Source organism: Streptomyces sp. NC-S4 (assembly GCF_054353315.1).
This window is the reverse complement of sequence record NZ_CM135937.1, coordinates 3,245,892-3,262,034: the sequence shown is the minus strand read 5'-3', so window position 1 is coordinate 3,262,034 and position 16,143 is coordinate 3,245,892. Positions and strand designations below refer to the sequence as shown.

Annotated in this window: 11 protein-coding genes and 1 pseudogene; 5 read left to right on the top strand and 7 right to left on the bottom strand. The window is 71.9% G+C overall.

What is annotated here, in order from left to right:
• Positions 1–233: 233 nt before the first annotated feature.
• Positions 234–1,232, bottom strand: coding sequence for an AraC family transcriptional regulator (locus ACXNSR_RS14250; RefSeq protein WP_458642406.1), 999 nt, complete (start codon positions 1,230–1,232; stop codon positions 234–236).
• 276 nt (positions 1,233–1,508) lie between these two features.
• Positions 1,509–2,402: a LysR family transcriptional regulator gene (locus tag ACXNSR_RS14245; RefSeq protein WP_458642405.1), complete on the bottom strand. Its 894-nt coding sequence runs from the start codon at positions 2,400–2,402 to the stop codon at positions 1,509–1,511.
• A 100-nt stretch (positions 2,403–2,502) separates the two neighbouring features.
• On the opposite strand from ACXNSR_RS14245, the gene ACXNSR_RS14240 reads away from it, so the two are divergent.
• Positions 2,503–3,483 (top strand): EamA family transporter, encoded by a 981-nt coding sequence (locus tag ACXNSR_RS14240; protein ID WP_458642404.1) that lies wholly within the window; start codon positions 2,503–2,505, stop codon positions 3,481–3,483.
• On the opposite strand, the pseudogene ACXNSR_RS14235 reads toward ACXNSR_RS14240, so the two are convergent.
• Together ACXNSR_RS14235 and ACXNSR_RS14230 are read right to left on the bottom strand one after the other, a co-directional pair.
• Positions 3,389–3,901, bottom strand: a pseudogene (locus tag ACXNSR_RS14235) (GNAT family N-acetyltransferase); the annotation flags it as partial. The gene ACXNSR_RS14240 and the pseudogene ACXNSR_RS14235 sit on opposite strands and share 95 nt — an antisense overlap.
• A gap of 56 nt (positions 3,902–3,957) precedes the next feature.
• Positions 3,958–4,524 (bottom strand): DUF937 domain-containing protein, encoded by a 567-nt coding sequence (locus ACXNSR_RS14230; protein WP_458642403.1) that lies wholly within the window; start codon positions 4,522–4,524, stop codon positions 3,958–3,960.
• A 301-nt stretch (positions 4,525–4,825) separates the two neighbouring features.
• On the opposite strand from ACXNSR_RS14230, the gene recD2 reads away from it, so the two are divergent.
• Both recD2 and ACXNSR_RS14220 read left to right on the top strand, forming a co-directional pair.
• Positions 4,826–7,084 carry an SF1B family DNA helicase RecD2 gene (gene recD2 / locus ACXNSR_RS14225; RefSeq protein WP_458642402.1) on the top strand — a complete coding sequence of 753 codons (2,259 nt, stop codon included), beginning with the start codon at positions 4,826–4,828 and terminating at the stop codon, positions 7,082–7,084.
• A gap of 182 nt (positions 7,085–7,266) precedes the next feature.
• Positions 7,267–8,556, top strand: a complete 1,290-nt coding sequence (locus tag ACXNSR_RS14220; RefSeq protein WP_328790364.1) for a citrate synthase — start codon at positions 7,267–7,269, stop codon at positions 8,554–8,556.
• Between the two features lie 413 nt (positions 8,557–8,969).
• On the opposite strand, the gene ACXNSR_RS14215 is transcribed toward ACXNSR_RS14220, so the two are convergent.
• Positions 8,970–11,261 (bottom strand): heavy metal translocating P-type ATPase, encoded by a 2,292-nt coding sequence (locus ACXNSR_RS14215; protein WP_458642401.1) that lies wholly within the window; start codon positions 11,259–11,261, stop codon positions 8,970–8,972.
• Between the two features lie 113 nt (positions 11,262–11,374).
• A complete protein-coding gene (locus ACXNSR_RS14210) occupies positions 11,375–11,608 on the bottom strand; it encodes a heavy-metal-associated domain-containing protein (RefSeq protein WP_030010213.1) in 234 nt (77 codons plus the stop codon).
• A 179-nt stretch (positions 11,609–11,787) separates the two neighbouring features.
• On the opposite strand from ACXNSR_RS14210, the gene ACXNSR_RS14205 reads away from it, so the two are divergent.
• Positions 11,788–13,026 carry a cation:proton antiporter gene (locus tag ACXNSR_RS14205; protein ID WP_458642400.1) on the top strand — a complete coding sequence of 413 codons (1,239 nt, stop codon included), beginning with the start codon at positions 11,788–11,790 and terminating at the stop codon, positions 13,024–13,026.
• On the opposite strand, the gene ACXNSR_RS14200 is transcribed toward ACXNSR_RS14205, so the two are convergent.
• Positions 13,004–13,717, bottom strand: coding sequence for a TetR family transcriptional regulator (locus tag ACXNSR_RS14200; RefSeq protein ID WP_458642399.1), 714 nt, complete (start codon positions 13,715–13,717; stop codon positions 13,004–13,006). The genes ACXNSR_RS14205 and ACXNSR_RS14200 overlap by 23 nt on opposite strands.
• A 131-nt stretch (positions 13,718–13,848) precedes the next feature.
• Here ACXNSR_RS14200 and ACXNSR_RS14195 point away from each other — a divergent pair, with 131 nt between their 5' ends.
• Entirely contained in the window at positions 13,849–16,086 is a 2,238-nt protein-coding gene (locus ACXNSR_RS14195; protein WP_458642398.1) for an MMPL family transporter, read from the top strand.
• The last annotated feature ends 57 nt before the right edge of the window (positions 16,087–16,143 follow it).

Sequence of the window (16,143 nt, the reverse complement as noted above, 5' to 3'; positions counted from 1 at the left end):
GGCGGAGCCGGGCGTGTCGCTGCGTGTCGCCCCTCCGGGGCGGCGCGGCGGGCGGCCTGCGGGGCGGTCGCGTTCGGCGCCCTGCGGGAACACCCCGGCACTGCACCCGGCCGCGTTGTCGGGGCGCCCGAGTAGGTCCAGTACAAGGCGCGCACCTCCGCCTCGCCGGGTACGGCACCGGGCGCCGGGGGTGAGGGCGGCGCCTCGGCCGACAAGATTCGAAAGGAGACGGCCTAGGAGGCGTCCGCTCCGGCCAGGTCTTCCGCCCGGGCCTGCCCGCGGAAGGCCGCGGGCGGCAGGCCGTAGGCCTCGCGGAACGCCCGGCTGAACGCGGACGCGTGCCGGAAGCCCCGCCGGGCGCCGATGACGTGCACGGGCACCTCCTGGTGCAGCGGGTCCGCCAGGTCCTGGCGTGCCCGCGCGAGCCGCTGGCCCTGAAGGAAGGCCGCGACCGTCGCCCCGTCCCCCTCCTGCTGGAACACCCGGTGGAGATAGCTGACGGAGATGTGGTGGGCGGCGGCGATCGCGGGGACGTCCAGCAGCGGATCGTCGGCGTTGTCCCGGATGAAGGCCATCACGCGGAGCGCCAGGGCGCGCCGGTGCGTCTCCGGGGTCAAGGACCGGTCCGCTTCGAGGACGCCGGCGAAGAGCGAGGCGACGAGATCGGCCAGTACGCCGCTCAGGCGCGGGCCCTCGGCCGGCCGGTAGGACCGGCTGTCCTTGGTCACCTGGCCGAGGAAGGTGGCCAGCAGGGCCCCCATTCCCTCCCGGGCCGAGATGCGCCTGCCGATGACCCGGCCGGCGGTGTGCGGGGGCAGCGGCAGCAGTGCCTTGGGTACCTCGACCCCGATGATCTCGACGGAATGCGGGCCGGAACTGATCTCGAACGGCCGTGAGGTGTCACTGGTGTGGATGTCGAACACGCCGTGCACCACGGTGTCCTTGCCCAGAGTTACCGCTCCCGCCCCGCGTTTGATCAGCGAGAGGTGGAACGCCTCGGGGTCCGACCTCGCTATCAGCTTCGGTGTGCGCCGGAAGGTCAGGGGACGGCATTCCATCGGATAGACCGTGATCCCGCCGAGCGAGATGACGCGCTGGTTCACCCAGAAGTCGGCGGCGTACTCACTGCTCATCTCCATGGGCGCATGCGTCTCCGACATGAGGGCCCGCCAGCTCTCGAAACGGTCGGCGGGCGCCAGTTCCGCGCTGCGGAACGTTCTCTCGGGCAGCATGATCACGGGTTTACACCGGCCGCGGCGGCCCGCGCAACAGGAGCGGGCCCCGGGCCGCGGGCGGCGGGGCGACTCTCCGTCAAGACACTGTGCACGCCACGCCAATGCGCGGTGCTCCGGGGCTTGGCAGAGTGGGCGCCGGAGGGTCGGCGAGGGGACGGGGAACCGGAGCCCCCGCCGCCCGGCCGGGGGCCTCTCGCGGTCCCGGCACCGAGCTGACGCCGCCCGGGGACGGGGGTTTCGGGCGGCGTCAGCCCGGTGCCGGGACCGGGCCGTTCAGGCCCAGTGCTCCTGGAGGCTCCGTACGGCCTCGGTGATCGCGGGGCGCCGGGCGGCCCCGGTCCGCCACAGGGCGTACAACCGGCGTACGGGGCCCGGCTCCAGCGGTACGGCCACGGCCCCCGGCGGCAGCGCGCCGGTGCCCAGCCGGGGTACGACGGCCACCCCGAGCCCGGCCGCGACCAGGGCGACGATGGTGTGGTTCTCCTCCGCGACGTGCGCGATGTCGGGCTCGAACCCGGCGGTGCGCAGGGTCCGTACCAGCCAGTCGTGGCAGACCCGGCCGGGCGGCTGGCAGACCCAGCGCTCGCCACCGAGGTCGGAGCGCCGGATGACCCGGCGCGTGGTGAAGGGATGCCCGGCCGGTACGACCAGGTCGCAGAGGTCGTCCCCGATCACCGCCTGCTCGATCCCCTCCGGCGCGGGCAGCGGGGCGATGTCCCAGTCGTGGGCGACCGCCAGATCGGTGACCCCGCGGGCCACCAGGTCCACGGACAGGTGCGGGTCCACCTCGGTGAGCCGGACGTCCAGCGCCGGATGCCGGCGAGCCAGATCGGCCAGCACCTGCGGCAGCAGCCCGCGCGCCGCCGAGGCGAACGCGGCCACCCTCAGCAGCCCGCCCGGCTGCCCGCGCCGCTCCTCCAGGGTGGTCTCGGTGCGCTCCACGATGGCCAGCAACTCCTGGGCGGCGTCGGCCAGATGGCGGGCCTCATCGGTGAGCGCGACGCCGCGCCCGCGCCGCTCCAGCAAGGTGGTGCGGGTCTCCCGTTCCAGCTTGGAGATCTGCTGGGAGACCGCCGAGGGGGTGTAGCCGAGGGCGGCCGCCGCGCCGGCGACCGAGCCGTGGACGGAGACGGCGTGCAGGGCGCGCAGCCGGGCGAGATCGAGCATGGATCCATCGTGGCACCGCGGATACCCATAAGCAACGCTTCATCCATCCCGGAAGACATCCGCGCTGGTGCTACATGGTCCGGCGGTCGATGCTCGAAGCATGCGTCCCGTACACACCGCCCTCGCCGTGCTCGTCGCCGCCGTCTGGGGCTTCAACTTCGTCGTCATCCAGATCGGCCTCGACCACTTCCCGCCCCTGCTCCTGTCCGCCCTGCGCTTCCTCGTCGCCGCCCTGCCCGCCGTGTTCTTCGTCGGGCGGCCCAAGGCGGCCTGGAAGTGGATCATCGGCGTCGGGATGGCCCTCGGCGTCGCCAAGTTCGGGCTGCTCTTCACCGGCATGGACGCCGGCATGCCGGCCGGGCTGTCCTCGCTCGTCCTGCAGATCCAGGCCGTCTTCACCGCCGTCCTCGCCGCCGTCGTGCTGCGCGAGCGGCCGGGCCGGGTGCGGGTGCTCGGGATGGCCGTGGCGCTCGCCGGCATCGCGGTCGCCGCGGTGGACGGCGGTACCTCCGGACCGGTGCTCGGCTTCACGCTGGTCGTGGCGGCCGCCGCCTGCTGGGGCGTGTCCAACGTCCTGACCCGCAAGGCCGCCCCGCCCGACGCCCTGAACTTCATGGTGTGGGTGTGCACGGTCCCGGTCCTGCCGCTGCTCGCGCTCTCGCTGCTGCTGGAGGGCCCCGAGCGGGACCTGGCCGCGCTGCGGGCCCTGGACTGGTCCGGGGCGGCCGTCATCGGCTACGTCGCCTGGGTGTCCACCGTCTTCGGGTTCGCCGCCTGGAGCTACCTGCTGCGCCGCTACCCGGCCTCCGCGGTGGCCCCGTTCTCGCTGCTGGTCCCGGTCTTCGGGATGTCCTCGGCGGCCCTGGTCCTCGGGGAGTCCGTCTCGGGGCTGCGCTGGCTGGCGGCCGTACTGCTCGTGGGCGGGGTGGCCCTGACCTCGCTGGCCCCGGCGCGCGCCGCGAACCGTACGGGGGTCGGTTCGGGCGTCAGCGCGGGGAACGCTCCCGCAACGGCAGCCGCCAGTCCTGTCCCGTCAGGCTCACTCCGTACGAGCGGTGCGGCCGCTCGGCGATCAGGGTGAACCCGGCCTTCAGGTAGAGCTCGCGGGCGTCGGTGAGCACGTCGTTGGTCCACAGCACCAGCTCGCGGTAGCCGACCGAGCGGGCGAAGGCCACGACGGTGTCGACCAGCAGGGTGCCGACGCCGCGACCGCGGCCCCCGGGGTCGACCAGGAGCAGCCGCAGCCGGGCGGTGCCGGGCGCGCCCTCCTCCCGTACGCACATCACCGAGCCGACGGGCCGGCCGTCCAGCTCCGCGATCCACACGCGTTCCAGGTGGGGGTCGTGGTCCTGGGCGAAGTCCGCGACGATCCGGGCGACCAGGCCCTCGAAGTCGCTGTTCCAGCCGTACTCGGCGGCGTACAGCGCGCCGTGGCGCTGCACGATCCACCCCAGGTCCCCCGGTTCCGGGTCGCGGAGCCGCACGCTCTCAGCCATGGGGCAACTCTAGGGGGAGGGTGCGCAGGCGGGACCGCGAAGGGGCTATTTCCTGCCGGCTACTTCTTGCCACCGCCGAGGATCTCGCCGAGCAGGTCGCCGAGGCCGCCGCTCGCGCCTCCGCCCGTTGCGACTCCCGCTCCGGGGCCCGCTCCGGGGGTGCCGCCGGGGGCCGCGCCGCCCGCTCCGGCGCCCGCCGTCCTGCCGGAGGCGCGCTTGGCGAGGACCGCCAGGACGACAGGGATCAGCATCTCGATGACCCGGCTGATGGTGGCCGCGGGGATGCCGGTCCGCTTCGAGAGGGCGGCTGCCACGGGCCTGCTCACCTTGGCGAGCACCCCGGCCATCATCCCGCCGCTGAGCAGCCCGCCGAGGCCGCCGAGCGTGGCCACGCCCTCCAGCGGCGGCTCGGTCTCGGCCACCTCGGCGATGGCCCGGCGCACCTCCACGCCGTCGGCGTCGTCCGCGTCGGCCTTCTGCTGGAGGCCACCGGTCATGGCGCCGACGGTCTGCGCGACGGCCTCCCGGGCGCCGGTGTCGTCCGTGCCGAGCAGACCGGCGATCTCGGTCAGCTTCTCGTCGCCGAGTTCGCCCAGCACGTCGTCCTGGAATGAGGATTCGCTCATGCCTGAAACGCTACTTCTGTGCCGATTCACCGGCACCTTGAGTAGGCGTTGGGTAACGGAAACGTAAAGCTGTGGCTCCGGATGCAACCCTGCCGTCGCATCGCGGGTCGTATGTTGCGTCGGCGCTTCCGGGGAGGGATCTGGGGGGATCGGGAAGTCCGACACGGGAGGGGTAACCGTGAGGGGGTCCGGCCGAGAGGCGGGACCCCCTTTGCGTCGCCGTCCGCGCGGTCGCCCGCGCAGCCCCTCGCGTTGTCCACAGGCCTGACGCGCTGTCGGCGCGGCCCGGTAGCTTCGGGGCATGGCAGCAGCAGACAGGGCGCCGGGGGCGGTGCAACTGGCAGTGGTCGACGGCGTGCTCGAACGCATCACCTACGCCAACGAGGAGAGCGGGTACACGGTCGCCCGCGTGGACACCGGCCGCGGCAGCGGCGATCTGCTGACGGTGGTCGGTTCGCTGCTGGGCGCCCAGCCCGGCGAGTCCCTGCGGATGGAGGGCCGCTGGGGTTCCCACCCGCAGTACGGCAAGCAGTTCACCGTGGAGAACTACCGCACGGTGCTCCCGGCGACCATCCAGGGCATCCGCCGCTACCTCGGCTCCGGCCTGATCAAGGGCATCGGCCCGAAGATCGCCGATCGGATCGTTGAGCACTTCGGCACCGACACCCTCGACGTCATCGAGGGCGAGCCGAAGCGGCTGATCGAGGTACCCGGGCTCGGGCCCAAGCGGACGAAGATGATCGGCGCGGCCTGGGAGGAACAGAAGGCCATCAAGGAGGTCATGGTCTTCCTCCAGGGCGTCGGCGTCTCCACCTCCATCGCCGTGCGCATCTACAAGAAGTACGCCGACGCCTCCATCTCCGTGGTGAAGAACCAGCCCTACCGGCTCGCCGCCGACGTGTGGGGCATCGGCTTCCTCACCGCCGACCGCATCGCCCAGGCCGTCGGCATCCCGCACGACAGCCCCGAAAGGGTGAAGGCCGGCCTCCAGTACGCCCTGTCCCAGTCCACCGACCAGGGGCACTGCTTCCTGCCCGAGGAACGGCTCATCGCCGACGGGGTCAAGCTGCTCCAGGTGGACACGGGGCTGGTGATCGACTGCCTGGCCCAGCTCGCCGCCGACCCGGAAGGGGTCGTACGGGAATCCGTACCGGATCCGCAGGGCGGGCCGGACCCGCTGACCGCCGTGTACCTGGTGCCCTTCCACCGGGCCGAGCTGTCCCTGGTGGGGCAGGTGCGCCGGCTGCTGCACGCCGAGGCGGACCGGATGCCGGGCTTCCAGGACGTGGACTGGGAGAAGGCCCTGGGCTGGCTCGCCGGGCGGACGGGGGCCACCCTCGCCCCCGAGCAGCGGGACGCCGTGAAGCTGGCGCTGACCCGCCGGGTCGCGGTCCTGACGGGCGGGCCCGGCTGCGGGAAGTCCTTCACCGTGCGCTCGATCGTCGAGCTGGCCCGGGCGAAGAAGGCCAAGGTGGTGCTGGCCGCGCCCACCGGCCGGGCGGCGAAGCGGCTGGCCGAGCTCACCGGGGCCGAGGCCTCCACGGTGCACCGGCTGCTCGAGCTCAAGCCGGGCGGGGACGCGGCGTACGACCGGGAGCGGCCGCTGGACGCGGACCTGGTCGTCGTCGACGAGGCCTCGATGCTGGACCTGCTGCTGGCCAACAAGCTGGTCAAGGCGGTGGCGCCGGGGGCGCACCTGCTGCTGGTCGGCGATGTGGACCAGCTGCCGTCGGTCGGCGCCGGGGAGGTGCTGCGGGACCTGCTGGCCGAGGAAGGCCCGGTGCCCGCGGTGCGACTGACCCGGATCTTCCGGCAGGCCCAGCAGTCCGGCGTGGTCACCAACGCCCACCGGATCAACACCGGGCTGCCGCCGATCACGGACGGGCTGCCGGACTTCTTCCTGTTCGCGGAGGAGGACACCGAGGCGGCCGGGGTGCTGGCCGTGGACGTGGCCGCCCGGAGGATTCCGGCCAGATTCGGGCTCGACCCGCGGCGGGACGTCCAGGTGCTCGCGCCGATGCACCGCGGCCCGGCCGGCGCCGGGAACCTCAACGGACTGCTCCAGCAGGCGATGACACCGGCCCGGCCGAACCTGCCGGAGAAGAGGTTCGGCGGCCGGGTCTTCCGGGTGGGCGACAAGGTCACCCAGATCCGGAACAACTACGAGAAGGGCGCCAACGGCGTCTTCAACGGCACCGTCGGCGTGGTCACCGGGCTGGACGTGGACGAACAGCGCCTGACGGTACGGACGGAGGAGGACGAGGAGATCGTGTACGAATTCGGTGAGCTCGACGAGCTGGCCCACGCGTACGCCGTCACCATTCACCGTTCACAGGGGAGTGAATATCCGGCGGTGGTGATCCCCGTCACCACCGGGGCCTGGATGATGCTCCAGCGCAACTTGCTCTACACGGCGGTGACCAGGGCGAAGAAACTGGTCGTCCTCGTCGGGTCACGCAAGGCCCTCGGCCAGGCGGTGCGTACCGTTTCCGCAGGCAGGAGGTACACGGCGGTCGCCGCCAGGCTGTCCGGCCGGATACCGGTGGGAAACATCACCTAGATGATCGATCATTTGGGGTTCCCGCACCGGTGCGGAGGGGGCAGGATGAGCAGGTTGGCGGCACTCAGTGCCGCCAGAAGCACCAAAGGCCGACCCCGAGTGCACTCTCCTGCGCCAAATGGGGGAAGGTAGAGGAAGTCAGGGCACCTCGAAGAAGAGGCACTACGTCGGTGAGGGATGACGTGAGCGACAACTCTGTAGTACTCCGGTACGCGGACGGTGAATACACCTACCCGGTGGTCGAAAGCACCGTCGGTGACCAGGGCTTCGACATCTCGAAGCTGCGGGCCCAGACCGGGCTCGTCACCTTGGACAGCGGCTACGGCAACACCGCGGCCTACAAGTCCGCGATCACCTACCTCGACGGTGAGCAGGGCATCCTGCGCTACCGCGGCTACCCGATCGAGCAGCTGGCCGAGCGCTCGTCGTTCATCGAGGTCGCGTACCTGCTGATCAACGGTGAGCTGCCGACCGTCGACCAGCTCGCGTCGTTCCGCAACGAGATCACCCAGCACACGCTGCTCCACGAGGACGTGAAGCGCTTCTACGACGGCTTCCCCCGGGACGCGCACCCGATGGCGATGCTGTCCTCCGTGGTCAGCGCCCTGTCGACGTTCTACCAGGACAGCCACAACCCGTTCGACGAGAAGCAGCGCCACCTCTCGACGATCCGCCTCCTGGCCAAGCTCCCGACGATCGCGGCCTACGCGTACAAGAAGTCGGTCGGCCACCCGGTGGTCTACCCGCGCAACGACCTCGGCTACGTCGAGAACTTCCTGCGCATGACCTTCTCCGTGCCGGCCCAGGAGTACGACCTGGACCCGGTCGTGGTCTCCGCGCTCGACAAGCTGCTGATCCTGCACGCGGACCACGAGCAGAACTGCTCCACCTCCACCGTGCGCCTGGTCGGCTCCTCGCAGGCGAACATGTTCGCCTCGATCTCCGCCGGCATCTCGGCCCTGTGGGGTCCGCTGCACGGTGGCGCCAACCAGTCCGTCCTCGAGATGCTGGAAGGCATCAAGAACGACGGCGGCGACGTCGACGCCTTCATCCGCAAGGTGAAGAACAAGGAGGACGGCGTCCGCCTCATGGGCTTCGGACACCGCGTCTACAAGAGCTTCGACCCCCGGGCGAAGATCATCAAGGCGGCGGCGCACGACGTCCTCTCGGCGCTCGGCAAGAGCGACGAGCTGCTGGACATCGCGCTCAAGCTGGAGGAGCACGCGCTGGCCGACTCGTACTTCGTCGAGCGCAACCTCTACCCGAACGTGGACTTCTACACCGGTCTGATCTACCGGGCGATGGGCTTCCCCACCGAGATGTTCACCGTGCTCTTCGCGCTCGGCCGCCTCCCCGGCTGGATCGCCCAGTGGCAGGAAATGATCAAGGAGCCGGGTTCCCGCATCGGTCGCCCGCGCCAGATCTACACCGGCGAGGTCCTGCGCGACTTCGTCCCCGTGGAAGCCCGCTGACCCGAGGCTCTCCTCCGCGCGGCGTGCGGCCGCGCGGAGCGCTCCGCACGCGATGCGGAGCGCACCGCAGAAAACCCTGAGCATGCGAGAAGCGCCCCGCCGTCGATCCCCCCACGGGTCGACGGTCGGGGCGCTTCCCTTTTCCCCGAAACGGATTCCCCCCACGGGACCCGAGCCGGGGCGTCGGTGTGCCGGGACCCGTTCGTCCGGGAGGGCCGCTCAAAGCCTCCCGCGGGTACGTGTCCCGGCCGGCTGATACCCACGGGAACCTCCCCAGGTCTCCGTGAAACGTCCCCCAAGACGTTCTTGGTATCGCCCCATTAGACCCACGACGACCCCGGATGGTTACGTTGCGATCACTGTGATCTGCGTCTCCCGTGAAGGAAGTGTGGGGGCCGTGAGGAGGACGGCCACTAGCGGAAGGACCGCAACCGGAGGCTGTTGGTCACCACGAAGACCGAGGAGAAGGCCATCGCGGCCCCCGCGATCATCGGATTGAGCAGCCCGGCGGCCGCGAGCGGCAGGGCCGCCACGTTGTAGCCGAAGGCCCAGAACAGGTTGCCCTTGATCGTGGCCAGGGTCCGGCGCGAGAGCCGGATCGCGTCCGCCGCGACCCGCAGGTCACCGCGTACGAGGGTCAGGTCGCCCGCCTCGATGGCCGCGTCCGTTCCGGTGCCCATGGCCAGCCCCAGGTCCGCCTGGGCGAGCGCGGCCGCGTCGTTGACGCCGTCGCCGACCATCGCGACCGTACGGCCCTCGGCCTGCAGGCGCCGTACGACGTCCACCTTGTCCTGCGGGAGGACCTCGGCGATCACCTCGTCGATGCCCACCTCGCGGGCCACCGTCGCGGCGACGGCCTTGTTGTCGCCGGTGAGCAGGACCGGGGTGAGGCCCAGCGCCCGCAGCCGGGAGACCGCCTCGGCGCTGGTCTCCTTGACCGCGTCGGCCACGGTCAGGACCCCGCGCGCCGCTCCGTCCCAGGCCACCAGCACGGCGGTGCTGCCCGCGGCCTCGGCGGTCGCCTTGGCCCCGGCCAGTGCGGCCGGCAGCTCGATCGACCAGTCGGCCAGCAGCTGCTCGCGGCCCACCAGGACGGCGTGTCCGTCGACCACGCCCTGGACGCCCAGCCCCGCGACGTTCTCGAAGGATTCCGGAACCGGCAGGGAGCCGGCCCGCTCCGCCGCCCCGGCGGCGACGGCCCGGGCGATCGGGTGCTCCGAGGCGTGCTCCAGGGACCCGGCGAGGCGCAGGAGTTCGCGCTCGTCGACGCCCTCTGCGGTGAAGACCCCGTCGAGGGTCATCCGGCCGGTGGTCACGGTGCCGGTCTTGTCCAGGACGACCGTGTCCACCCGGCGGGTGGATTCCAGGACCTCGGGTCCCTTGATCAGGATGCCGAGCTGTGCGCCCCGCCCGGTGCCGACCATCAGGGCGGTCGGGGTGGCCAGGCCCAGGGCGCACGGGCAGGCGATGATCAGGACGGCCACGGCGGCCGTGAAGGCGGCGGTGGGGTCGTCGGTGATCAGCAGCCAGGTGATCCAGGTGCCGATGGCGAGGACCAGGACGACGGGTACGAAGATCCCGGAGATCTGGTCGGCGAGGCGCTGCACCTCGGCCTTGCCGTTCTGCGCGTCCTCGACCATCTTCGCCATCCGGGCGAGCTGGGTGTCGGCGCCGATCCGGGTGGCCTCGACGACCAGGCGTCCCGAGGTGTTGACGGTGGCTCCGGTGACGGAGTCGCCCACGGTGACGTCGACCGGGACGGACTCGCCGGTCAGCATGGAGGCGTCCACGGCGGAGCTGCCCTCGACGACGGTGCCGTCGGTGGCGATCTTCTCGCCGGGGCGGACGACGAACCGGTCGCCGACGGCGAGCGCGCCCACCGGGATCCGGACCTCGCGGCCCGCGCGCAGGACGACGACGTCCTTGGCGCCCAGTTCCAGCAGGGCCTTGAGGGCCGCGCCCGCCTTCCGCTTGGATCGGGCCTCCAGGTAGCGGCCCAGCAGGATGAAGGAGACGACGCCGGCCGCGACCTCCAGGTAGATGGCGGAGGAGCCGTCGGTGCGGGAGATGCCGAGGTCGAATCCGTGCCGCATGCCGGGCATGCCTGCGTGGCCGAAGAACAGGGCCCACAGCGACCAGGTGAAGGCGGCCAGCGTGCCGACCGAGACGAGGGTGTCCATGGTGGCGGCGCCGTGCCGGGCGTTGGTCCAGGCGGCCTTGTGGAAGGGGTACCCGCCCCAGACGACGACGGGGGCCGCGAGGGTCAGGGAGAGCCACTGCCAGTTGTCGAACTGGAGGGCGGGGATCATCGCGAGCAGGACGACGGGCAGGGCGAGTGCGACGGAGACCAGCAGGCGCTGCCGCAGCGCGGCGAGTGCCGGGTCGGGGGTCTCGGCCGACCCGTCCGCCCCGATCGCCCCGCTCGGCTCGTCCCGCGCTTCCCCGGCGGTTTCCGGGGCGGGCGGTTGCGGGGGCTCCTCGGCGGTGTAGCCGGTCTTGACGACGGTCGCGATCAGATCGGCGACCTGCACGTCACCGGTGTAGGAGACGCGGGCCTTCTCGGTGGCGTAGTTCACCGTGGCCTCGACGCCGTCCATCCGGTTGAGCTTCTTCTCGATGCGGGCGGCGCAGGAGGCGCAGGTCATCCCGCCGATCGAGAGTTCGACCGCCGTTATCGGTCCGTCGTGCACTGTGCTGCTGCTCATGTTCCGGCTCCAGGGGGATGGCCGGGCCGTACGGGACCAGTATGAGCTGGCCGGCACGGCCCGGCAGGGTGCCGCGGGGCTGCCGCGGGTGCCGTGCGGTTGGGGCGGGCCGCTCAGACCTGTCCGGCGAACTCGTAGCCGGCCTCGTCCACGGCGGCGCGTACGTCCTCGTCCGCGAGCGGGGCGGCGGAGACCACGGTGACCTCTCCGGTCGCGGCGACGGCCTTGACCGTGCTGACGCCCGGCAGGGCGGAGATCTCGCTGGTCACCGCGCCCTCGCAGTGTCCGCAGGTCATGCCGGTCACCCGGTAGACGGTGGTGGTCTGGGTGTCCGTCTCGGCGGTCATGTCGTTCTCCTCTTCTGGGGCGTGTGCCGGTCGCCGGAAGGGCGGCCGATGGTTCCACCGTGCTCCCGACACTTCGAGACTATACCCCTGGGGGGTATCAAGGCGAGTATCGGCTCCCGGTTTTTCGATCCTGGTGGGAAAACTGGCCGGTATGGGCGAACTACGAGTAAATGGCCGATATGGATCACTCGGGAAGCCTCGTCCTGATCATGGCTGCCGCGGTACTCGCGCCCCTGCTCGCCTTCGGGGTGGCCCGGTGGATCCCGGTCCCTCTGGTGATCTTCGAGATCCTGCTCGGCATCCTGCTCGGACCGGACGTGCTCGGCTGGGCCGCGACGGACGAGGTGATCGACGTACTGAGTCATCTCGGGCTGGCCATGCTGATCTTCCTGGCCGGGTACGAGATCCGGTTCGACCGGGTGAAGGGGGACACCCTCAAGCGCTCGGTGTGGGCCTGGCTGATCGCGCTCGCCCTGGGCCTGGGCATCGGGACCCTGCTCGCCGGGGGCGGCGGCTTCGGCCGGGGCGTGTACGTGGGCACCGCGCTCACCAGTACGGCGCTGGGCGCCATCCTGCCCATCCTCAGGGACACCGGGGACCTCCGGGGCCGGTTCGGTGCCGTGATGACGGCGATGGGCGCGGTGGGCGAGTTCGGGCCGATCATCGCCATGTCGCTGCTGCTGAGCGGGCGGGCGCCGGCCGGCTCGGCGGTGCTCCTGGTGGCCTTCGCGCTGCTGACGGCGGCGGCCCTGTTCTGGGCGCTGCGGCCCAAGCCGCCGTGGCTCTCCCGGGTCATCGCCAAGACCCTGCACAGCAGCGCGCAGTTCGCCGTGCGGCTGGTCCTCCTGCTGCTGGTGGCGATGCTGGCGCTGTCCGAAGTGCTCGGTCTCGACATGCTGCTCGGTGCCTTCGCGGCCGGCCTGATCACCCGGCTGGTCCTGCAGGGGGCCGCGCCGGAGAGCAGCGGGACCGTGCTGTCGAAGGTGGAGGCCATGGGCTTCGGCTTCCTGGTGCCGCTGTTCTACGTGGTCACGGGGATCGAGTTCGACCTGGCGGCGCTGCTGTCGGGCGGGCGGGAGCTGGTGCTGCTCCCGGTGTTCCTGGTGCTGTTCCTCGTGGTGCGCGGGCTGCCGATCCGGCTGCTCGCGCCGCGCGACCTGGGGCGGTACGAGCGGTCGGCCCTGGTGCTCTTCGGGTCCACCGCGCTGCCGCTGGTGGTGGCCATCACGGCGCTGGGCGTGGAGGACGGGATGATGACGCCGGGCGAGGCGGCGGCGATGGTGGGGGCCGCGATGGTGTCCGTCCTGGTGTTCCCGCTGGTGGGGCTGCGGCTGCTGGCCCGCACGCGGGGCCAGGAGGGCGCCGAGGCGGTGCGGGCCGGCCGGGCCGGGCGGGTCAGTGAGGGGGAGTCCTGGTGAGCATCGGCTCCAGGTAGCGCAGCAGGACGGTCTTGAGCTCGGCGGTGTAGGCGGCGCGCTCGTCGCCCTCGTGGGCCAGGATCAGGTCGAGGGACGACTTGAAGATGCCCAGGATCATGTTCGAGGTGTGGGCGAGCTCCTGCGGCGTGGTCGCGGGGCAGCGGTCGCGCAGCACCGCCTCGATGCGGGCGAGCAGCCCTTCGTGCAGTTCCTCGTGCTCCTGGGCGATGCCGGGGACGCCGGTGCCGTGCATGAGGGCCCAGAAGGCCGGGTTCTCGCAGTTGAAGGCGATGACCGGGTCGAGGACGGCGTCGAGCAGCTCGGGCAGGGGGCGCTGGAGGTTCTCGGGGCGGAAGGCCTGCCCGTGGGTCTCGTGCGCGCGCTGGAGCAGCTGGCCGCCGAGCTCGACCGCGATGGCCTCCTTGTTGGGGAAGTACTGGTAGAGGGTGCCCGGCGACACGCCTGCCTCGCGGGCGATGGCGTTGGTGCTGGCCGAGGCGTAGCCGGTACGGCAGAACACCCCGGCGGCGGCGGCCAGCAGCTGGGAGATCCGGCGCTCGCCGCGGGCCTGGCGGCGACGCGGGGTGGCGGCGGTGTCGACGGCGGCGGTCGCGGCGGTCACGTCGGCGGTGTCGCCGGCAGAGCTCTTGATCCCCTTTTCGGTGTTTTTGCCCGTGGATGTCCCCGGCATGTCCAATCCCCTGCTTCCCGTGGGTGATTGACAAACGCGAGTGATCGCTCGCATTCTTGAAAAACGCGAGCGACTGCTCGTGTTTGCCAGTCTATGTGTCCTGGCAATCACGGTGAAGGGGACACCGAGTCATGTCCGAAGTCAAGAATCCGCCGTCCTCCGGGGCGGACGCGGGGTGGACCCGGTTCGCCACGGCCCGGCCGCGGCTCACGCTGCTGCTCGCCCTGCTGGTCACGGCCCTGGCCGTGGTCGCGGGCGGGGGCGTCGCCGACCGGCTGGGAAGTGGCGGCTGGGAGGACCCGGGCGCCCAGTCCACCTACGCCGCGCGGGCCCTCGAGCGGGAGTTCCCGCACTCCGAGCCCAATCTGCTCCTGCTCGTCGACGCCTCGGCGGGCACCACCGGGGTCGACGACCCCGCGGTGGCCGCCGAGGCCGAACGGCTCGCGACCGCACTTGCCGCCGAACGGGGGGTCGTCGGCGTCGGCTCGTACTGGCGCACACCGCTGCCCACGCTGCGCTCCGAGAACGGCCGGCAGGCACTGATAGCCGCCCGCGTCCAGGGCGACGAGAAGGCGGCCACCGCGGCGCTGGAACGCATGGCCCCGCGCTTCGAGGGCGAGCACGGCCCCGTGCGGGTGTCGATCGGCGGCCCCGTGGCGGTCCAGCGCGAGGTCACCCGGACCATTCAGGAAGACCTGCTGCGCGCCGAGCTCATCGCCCTGCCGGTCACCCTCGTCCTGCTCGTCCTCGTCTTCGGCAGCGCGGTCGCCGCCGTGCTCCCCCTCGGCGTCGGCATCGTGGCCATCCTCGGCACCAACGCGGTACTGCGCGGACTCACCGAGTTCACGGACGTCTCCGTCTTCGCCCAGAACCTGACCACCGCGCTCGGCCTCGGACTCGCCATCGACTACGCCCTGTTCATCGTCCGCCGGTTCCGCGAGGAACTCGCCGCCGGACGCGATCCGGTCGCCGCGGTCGGGGCCACCCTGCGCACGGCGGGGCGCACCGTCCTCTTCTCGGCGCTCACCGTCGCCGTCTCGCTCTCGGCGATGCTCTTCTTCCCCATGTACTTCCTGCGCTCCTTCGCCTACGCCGGGGTCGCGGTCGTGCTGCTCGCGGCGGCGGCCGCGCTGATCCTGCTGCCGGCCGCCCTGGTGCTCCTCGGTGATCGGGTCAACGCCCTCGACCTGCGCCGGCTGTGGCGGCGGCGCCCGGCGGAGACGGCCACGACCGGGGCCGCGGAGACGGGCCGGGGCTGGGCGCGGACGGCAGCTCTCGTGATGCGGCGCGCCCCGGTCTTCGCCGTGGCCACCACCGTGGGGCTGCTGCTCCTCGGACTGCCCTTCGCGGGCGTCGAGTTCGGCACGGTCGACGACCGGCAGCTCCCGAAGGACGCCCCCTCCCACGTGGTGCAGGAGCAGATCCGCGACGGCTTCCCGGGCAGCCCCGGCGGCGGTATCACCGTGCTCGCCGAGGGAGCCCCCGGCGCCGAGCGCCTCGCGGCCTACCGGGACCGGCTGGCCGCCCTGCCCGGGGTGACCCGGGTCGACGGGCCGATCGCCTCCGCGACGGGAAGCGAATACACCACCTTCTCGGTGTCCGTCGAGGGCGAGGCGGTGGGGCAGACGGCCCGGGACCTGGTCGACGACGTCCGCGCCGTGGACGCCGGCTTCAAGACCTCGGTGACCGGACAGGCGGCCGTCCTCGTCGACGCGCAGAAGGCCATCGCCGGTGCGCTGCCCGCGGCGGCGACCCTGGTGGTCCTCGCCACGCTGCTGCTGGTGTTCCTGCTCACCGGAAGCCTGCTGATACCGCTGCAGGCGGTGCTGCTCAACGCCCTCAGCCTGACCGCGATGTTCGGGGCGGTGGTGTGGGTGTTCCAGGAGGGCAACCTCTCCGGGCTCCTCTCCTTCACCGCCACCGGCGACATAGAGACCACTCTGCCGGTGCTGATGTTCTGCATCGCCTTCGGGCTCTCCATGGACTACGGGGTGTTCCTCATATCCCGCATCAAGGAGGAGTACGACCGGACCGGGGACCACGAGAGCGCCGTCCGGACGGGGCTGGCCCGCACCGGCGGGCTGATCACCGCGGCGGCCGTGATCCTGGCGGTGGTGATGGTGGCCATCGGCACCTCCCGGGTGACCAACACCAAGATGCTGGGGCTCGGGATCGCGCTGGCGGTCCTCATGGACGCCATGGTCGTCCGCAGCCTCCTGGTCCCGGCCGTGATGAAGCTGACCGGACGGGCCACCTGGTGGGCCCCGGCCCCACTGCGGCGCCTGCACGAGAAGTTCGGCCTGAGCGAGGGCGAGTCCGCGCCCCCGGCGGCGGAGCCGGACCGGATACCCGTGGGAGCCGGCGCCTAGACGGCACCCCTCGGGACCGGACGAGGGGCGCGGGGTCGGTGCGGGTCGGGTGCGGGG

Coding starts and splice junctions, on each gene's coding strand:
- ACXNSR_RS14205 (WP_458642400.1), top strand. CDS start 11,788: ATGGATCACTCGGGAAGCCTCGTCCTGATCATGGCTGCCGCGGTACTC.
- ACXNSR_RS14250 (WP_458642406.1), bottom strand. CDS start 1,232: ATGCTGCCCGAGAGAACGTTCCGCAGCGCGGAACTGGCGCCCGCCGAC.
- ACXNSR_RS14195 (WP_458642398.1), top strand. CDS start 13,849: ATGTCCGAAGTCAAGAATCCGCCGTCCTCCGGGGCGGACGCGGGGTGG.
- ACXNSR_RS14230 (WP_458642403.1), bottom strand. CDS start 4,524: ATGAGCGAATCCTCATTCCAGGACGACGTGCTGGGCGAACTCGGCGAC.
- ACXNSR_RS14245 (WP_458642405.1), bottom strand. CDS start 2,402: ATGCTCGATCTCGCCCGGCTGCGCGCCCTGCACGCCGTCTCCGTCCAC.
- recD2 (WP_458642402.1), top strand. CDS start 4,826: ATGGCAGCAGCAGACAGGGCGCCGGGGGCGGTGCAACTGGCAGTGGTC.
- ACXNSR_RS14210 (WP_030010213.1), bottom strand. CDS start 11,608: ATGACCGCCGAGACGGACACCCAGACCACCACCGTCTACCGGGTGACC.
- ACXNSR_RS14240 (WP_458642404.1), top strand. CDS start 2,503: ATGCGTCCCGTACACACCGCCCTCGCCGTGCTCGTCGCCGCCGTCTGG.
- ACXNSR_RS14200 (WP_458642399.1), bottom strand. CDS start 13,717: ATGCCGGGGACATCCACGGGCAAAAACACCGAAAAGGGGATCAAGAGC.
- ACXNSR_RS14215 (WP_458642401.1), bottom strand. CDS start 11,261: ATGAGCAGCAGCACAGTGCACGACGGACCGATAACGGCGGTCGAACTC.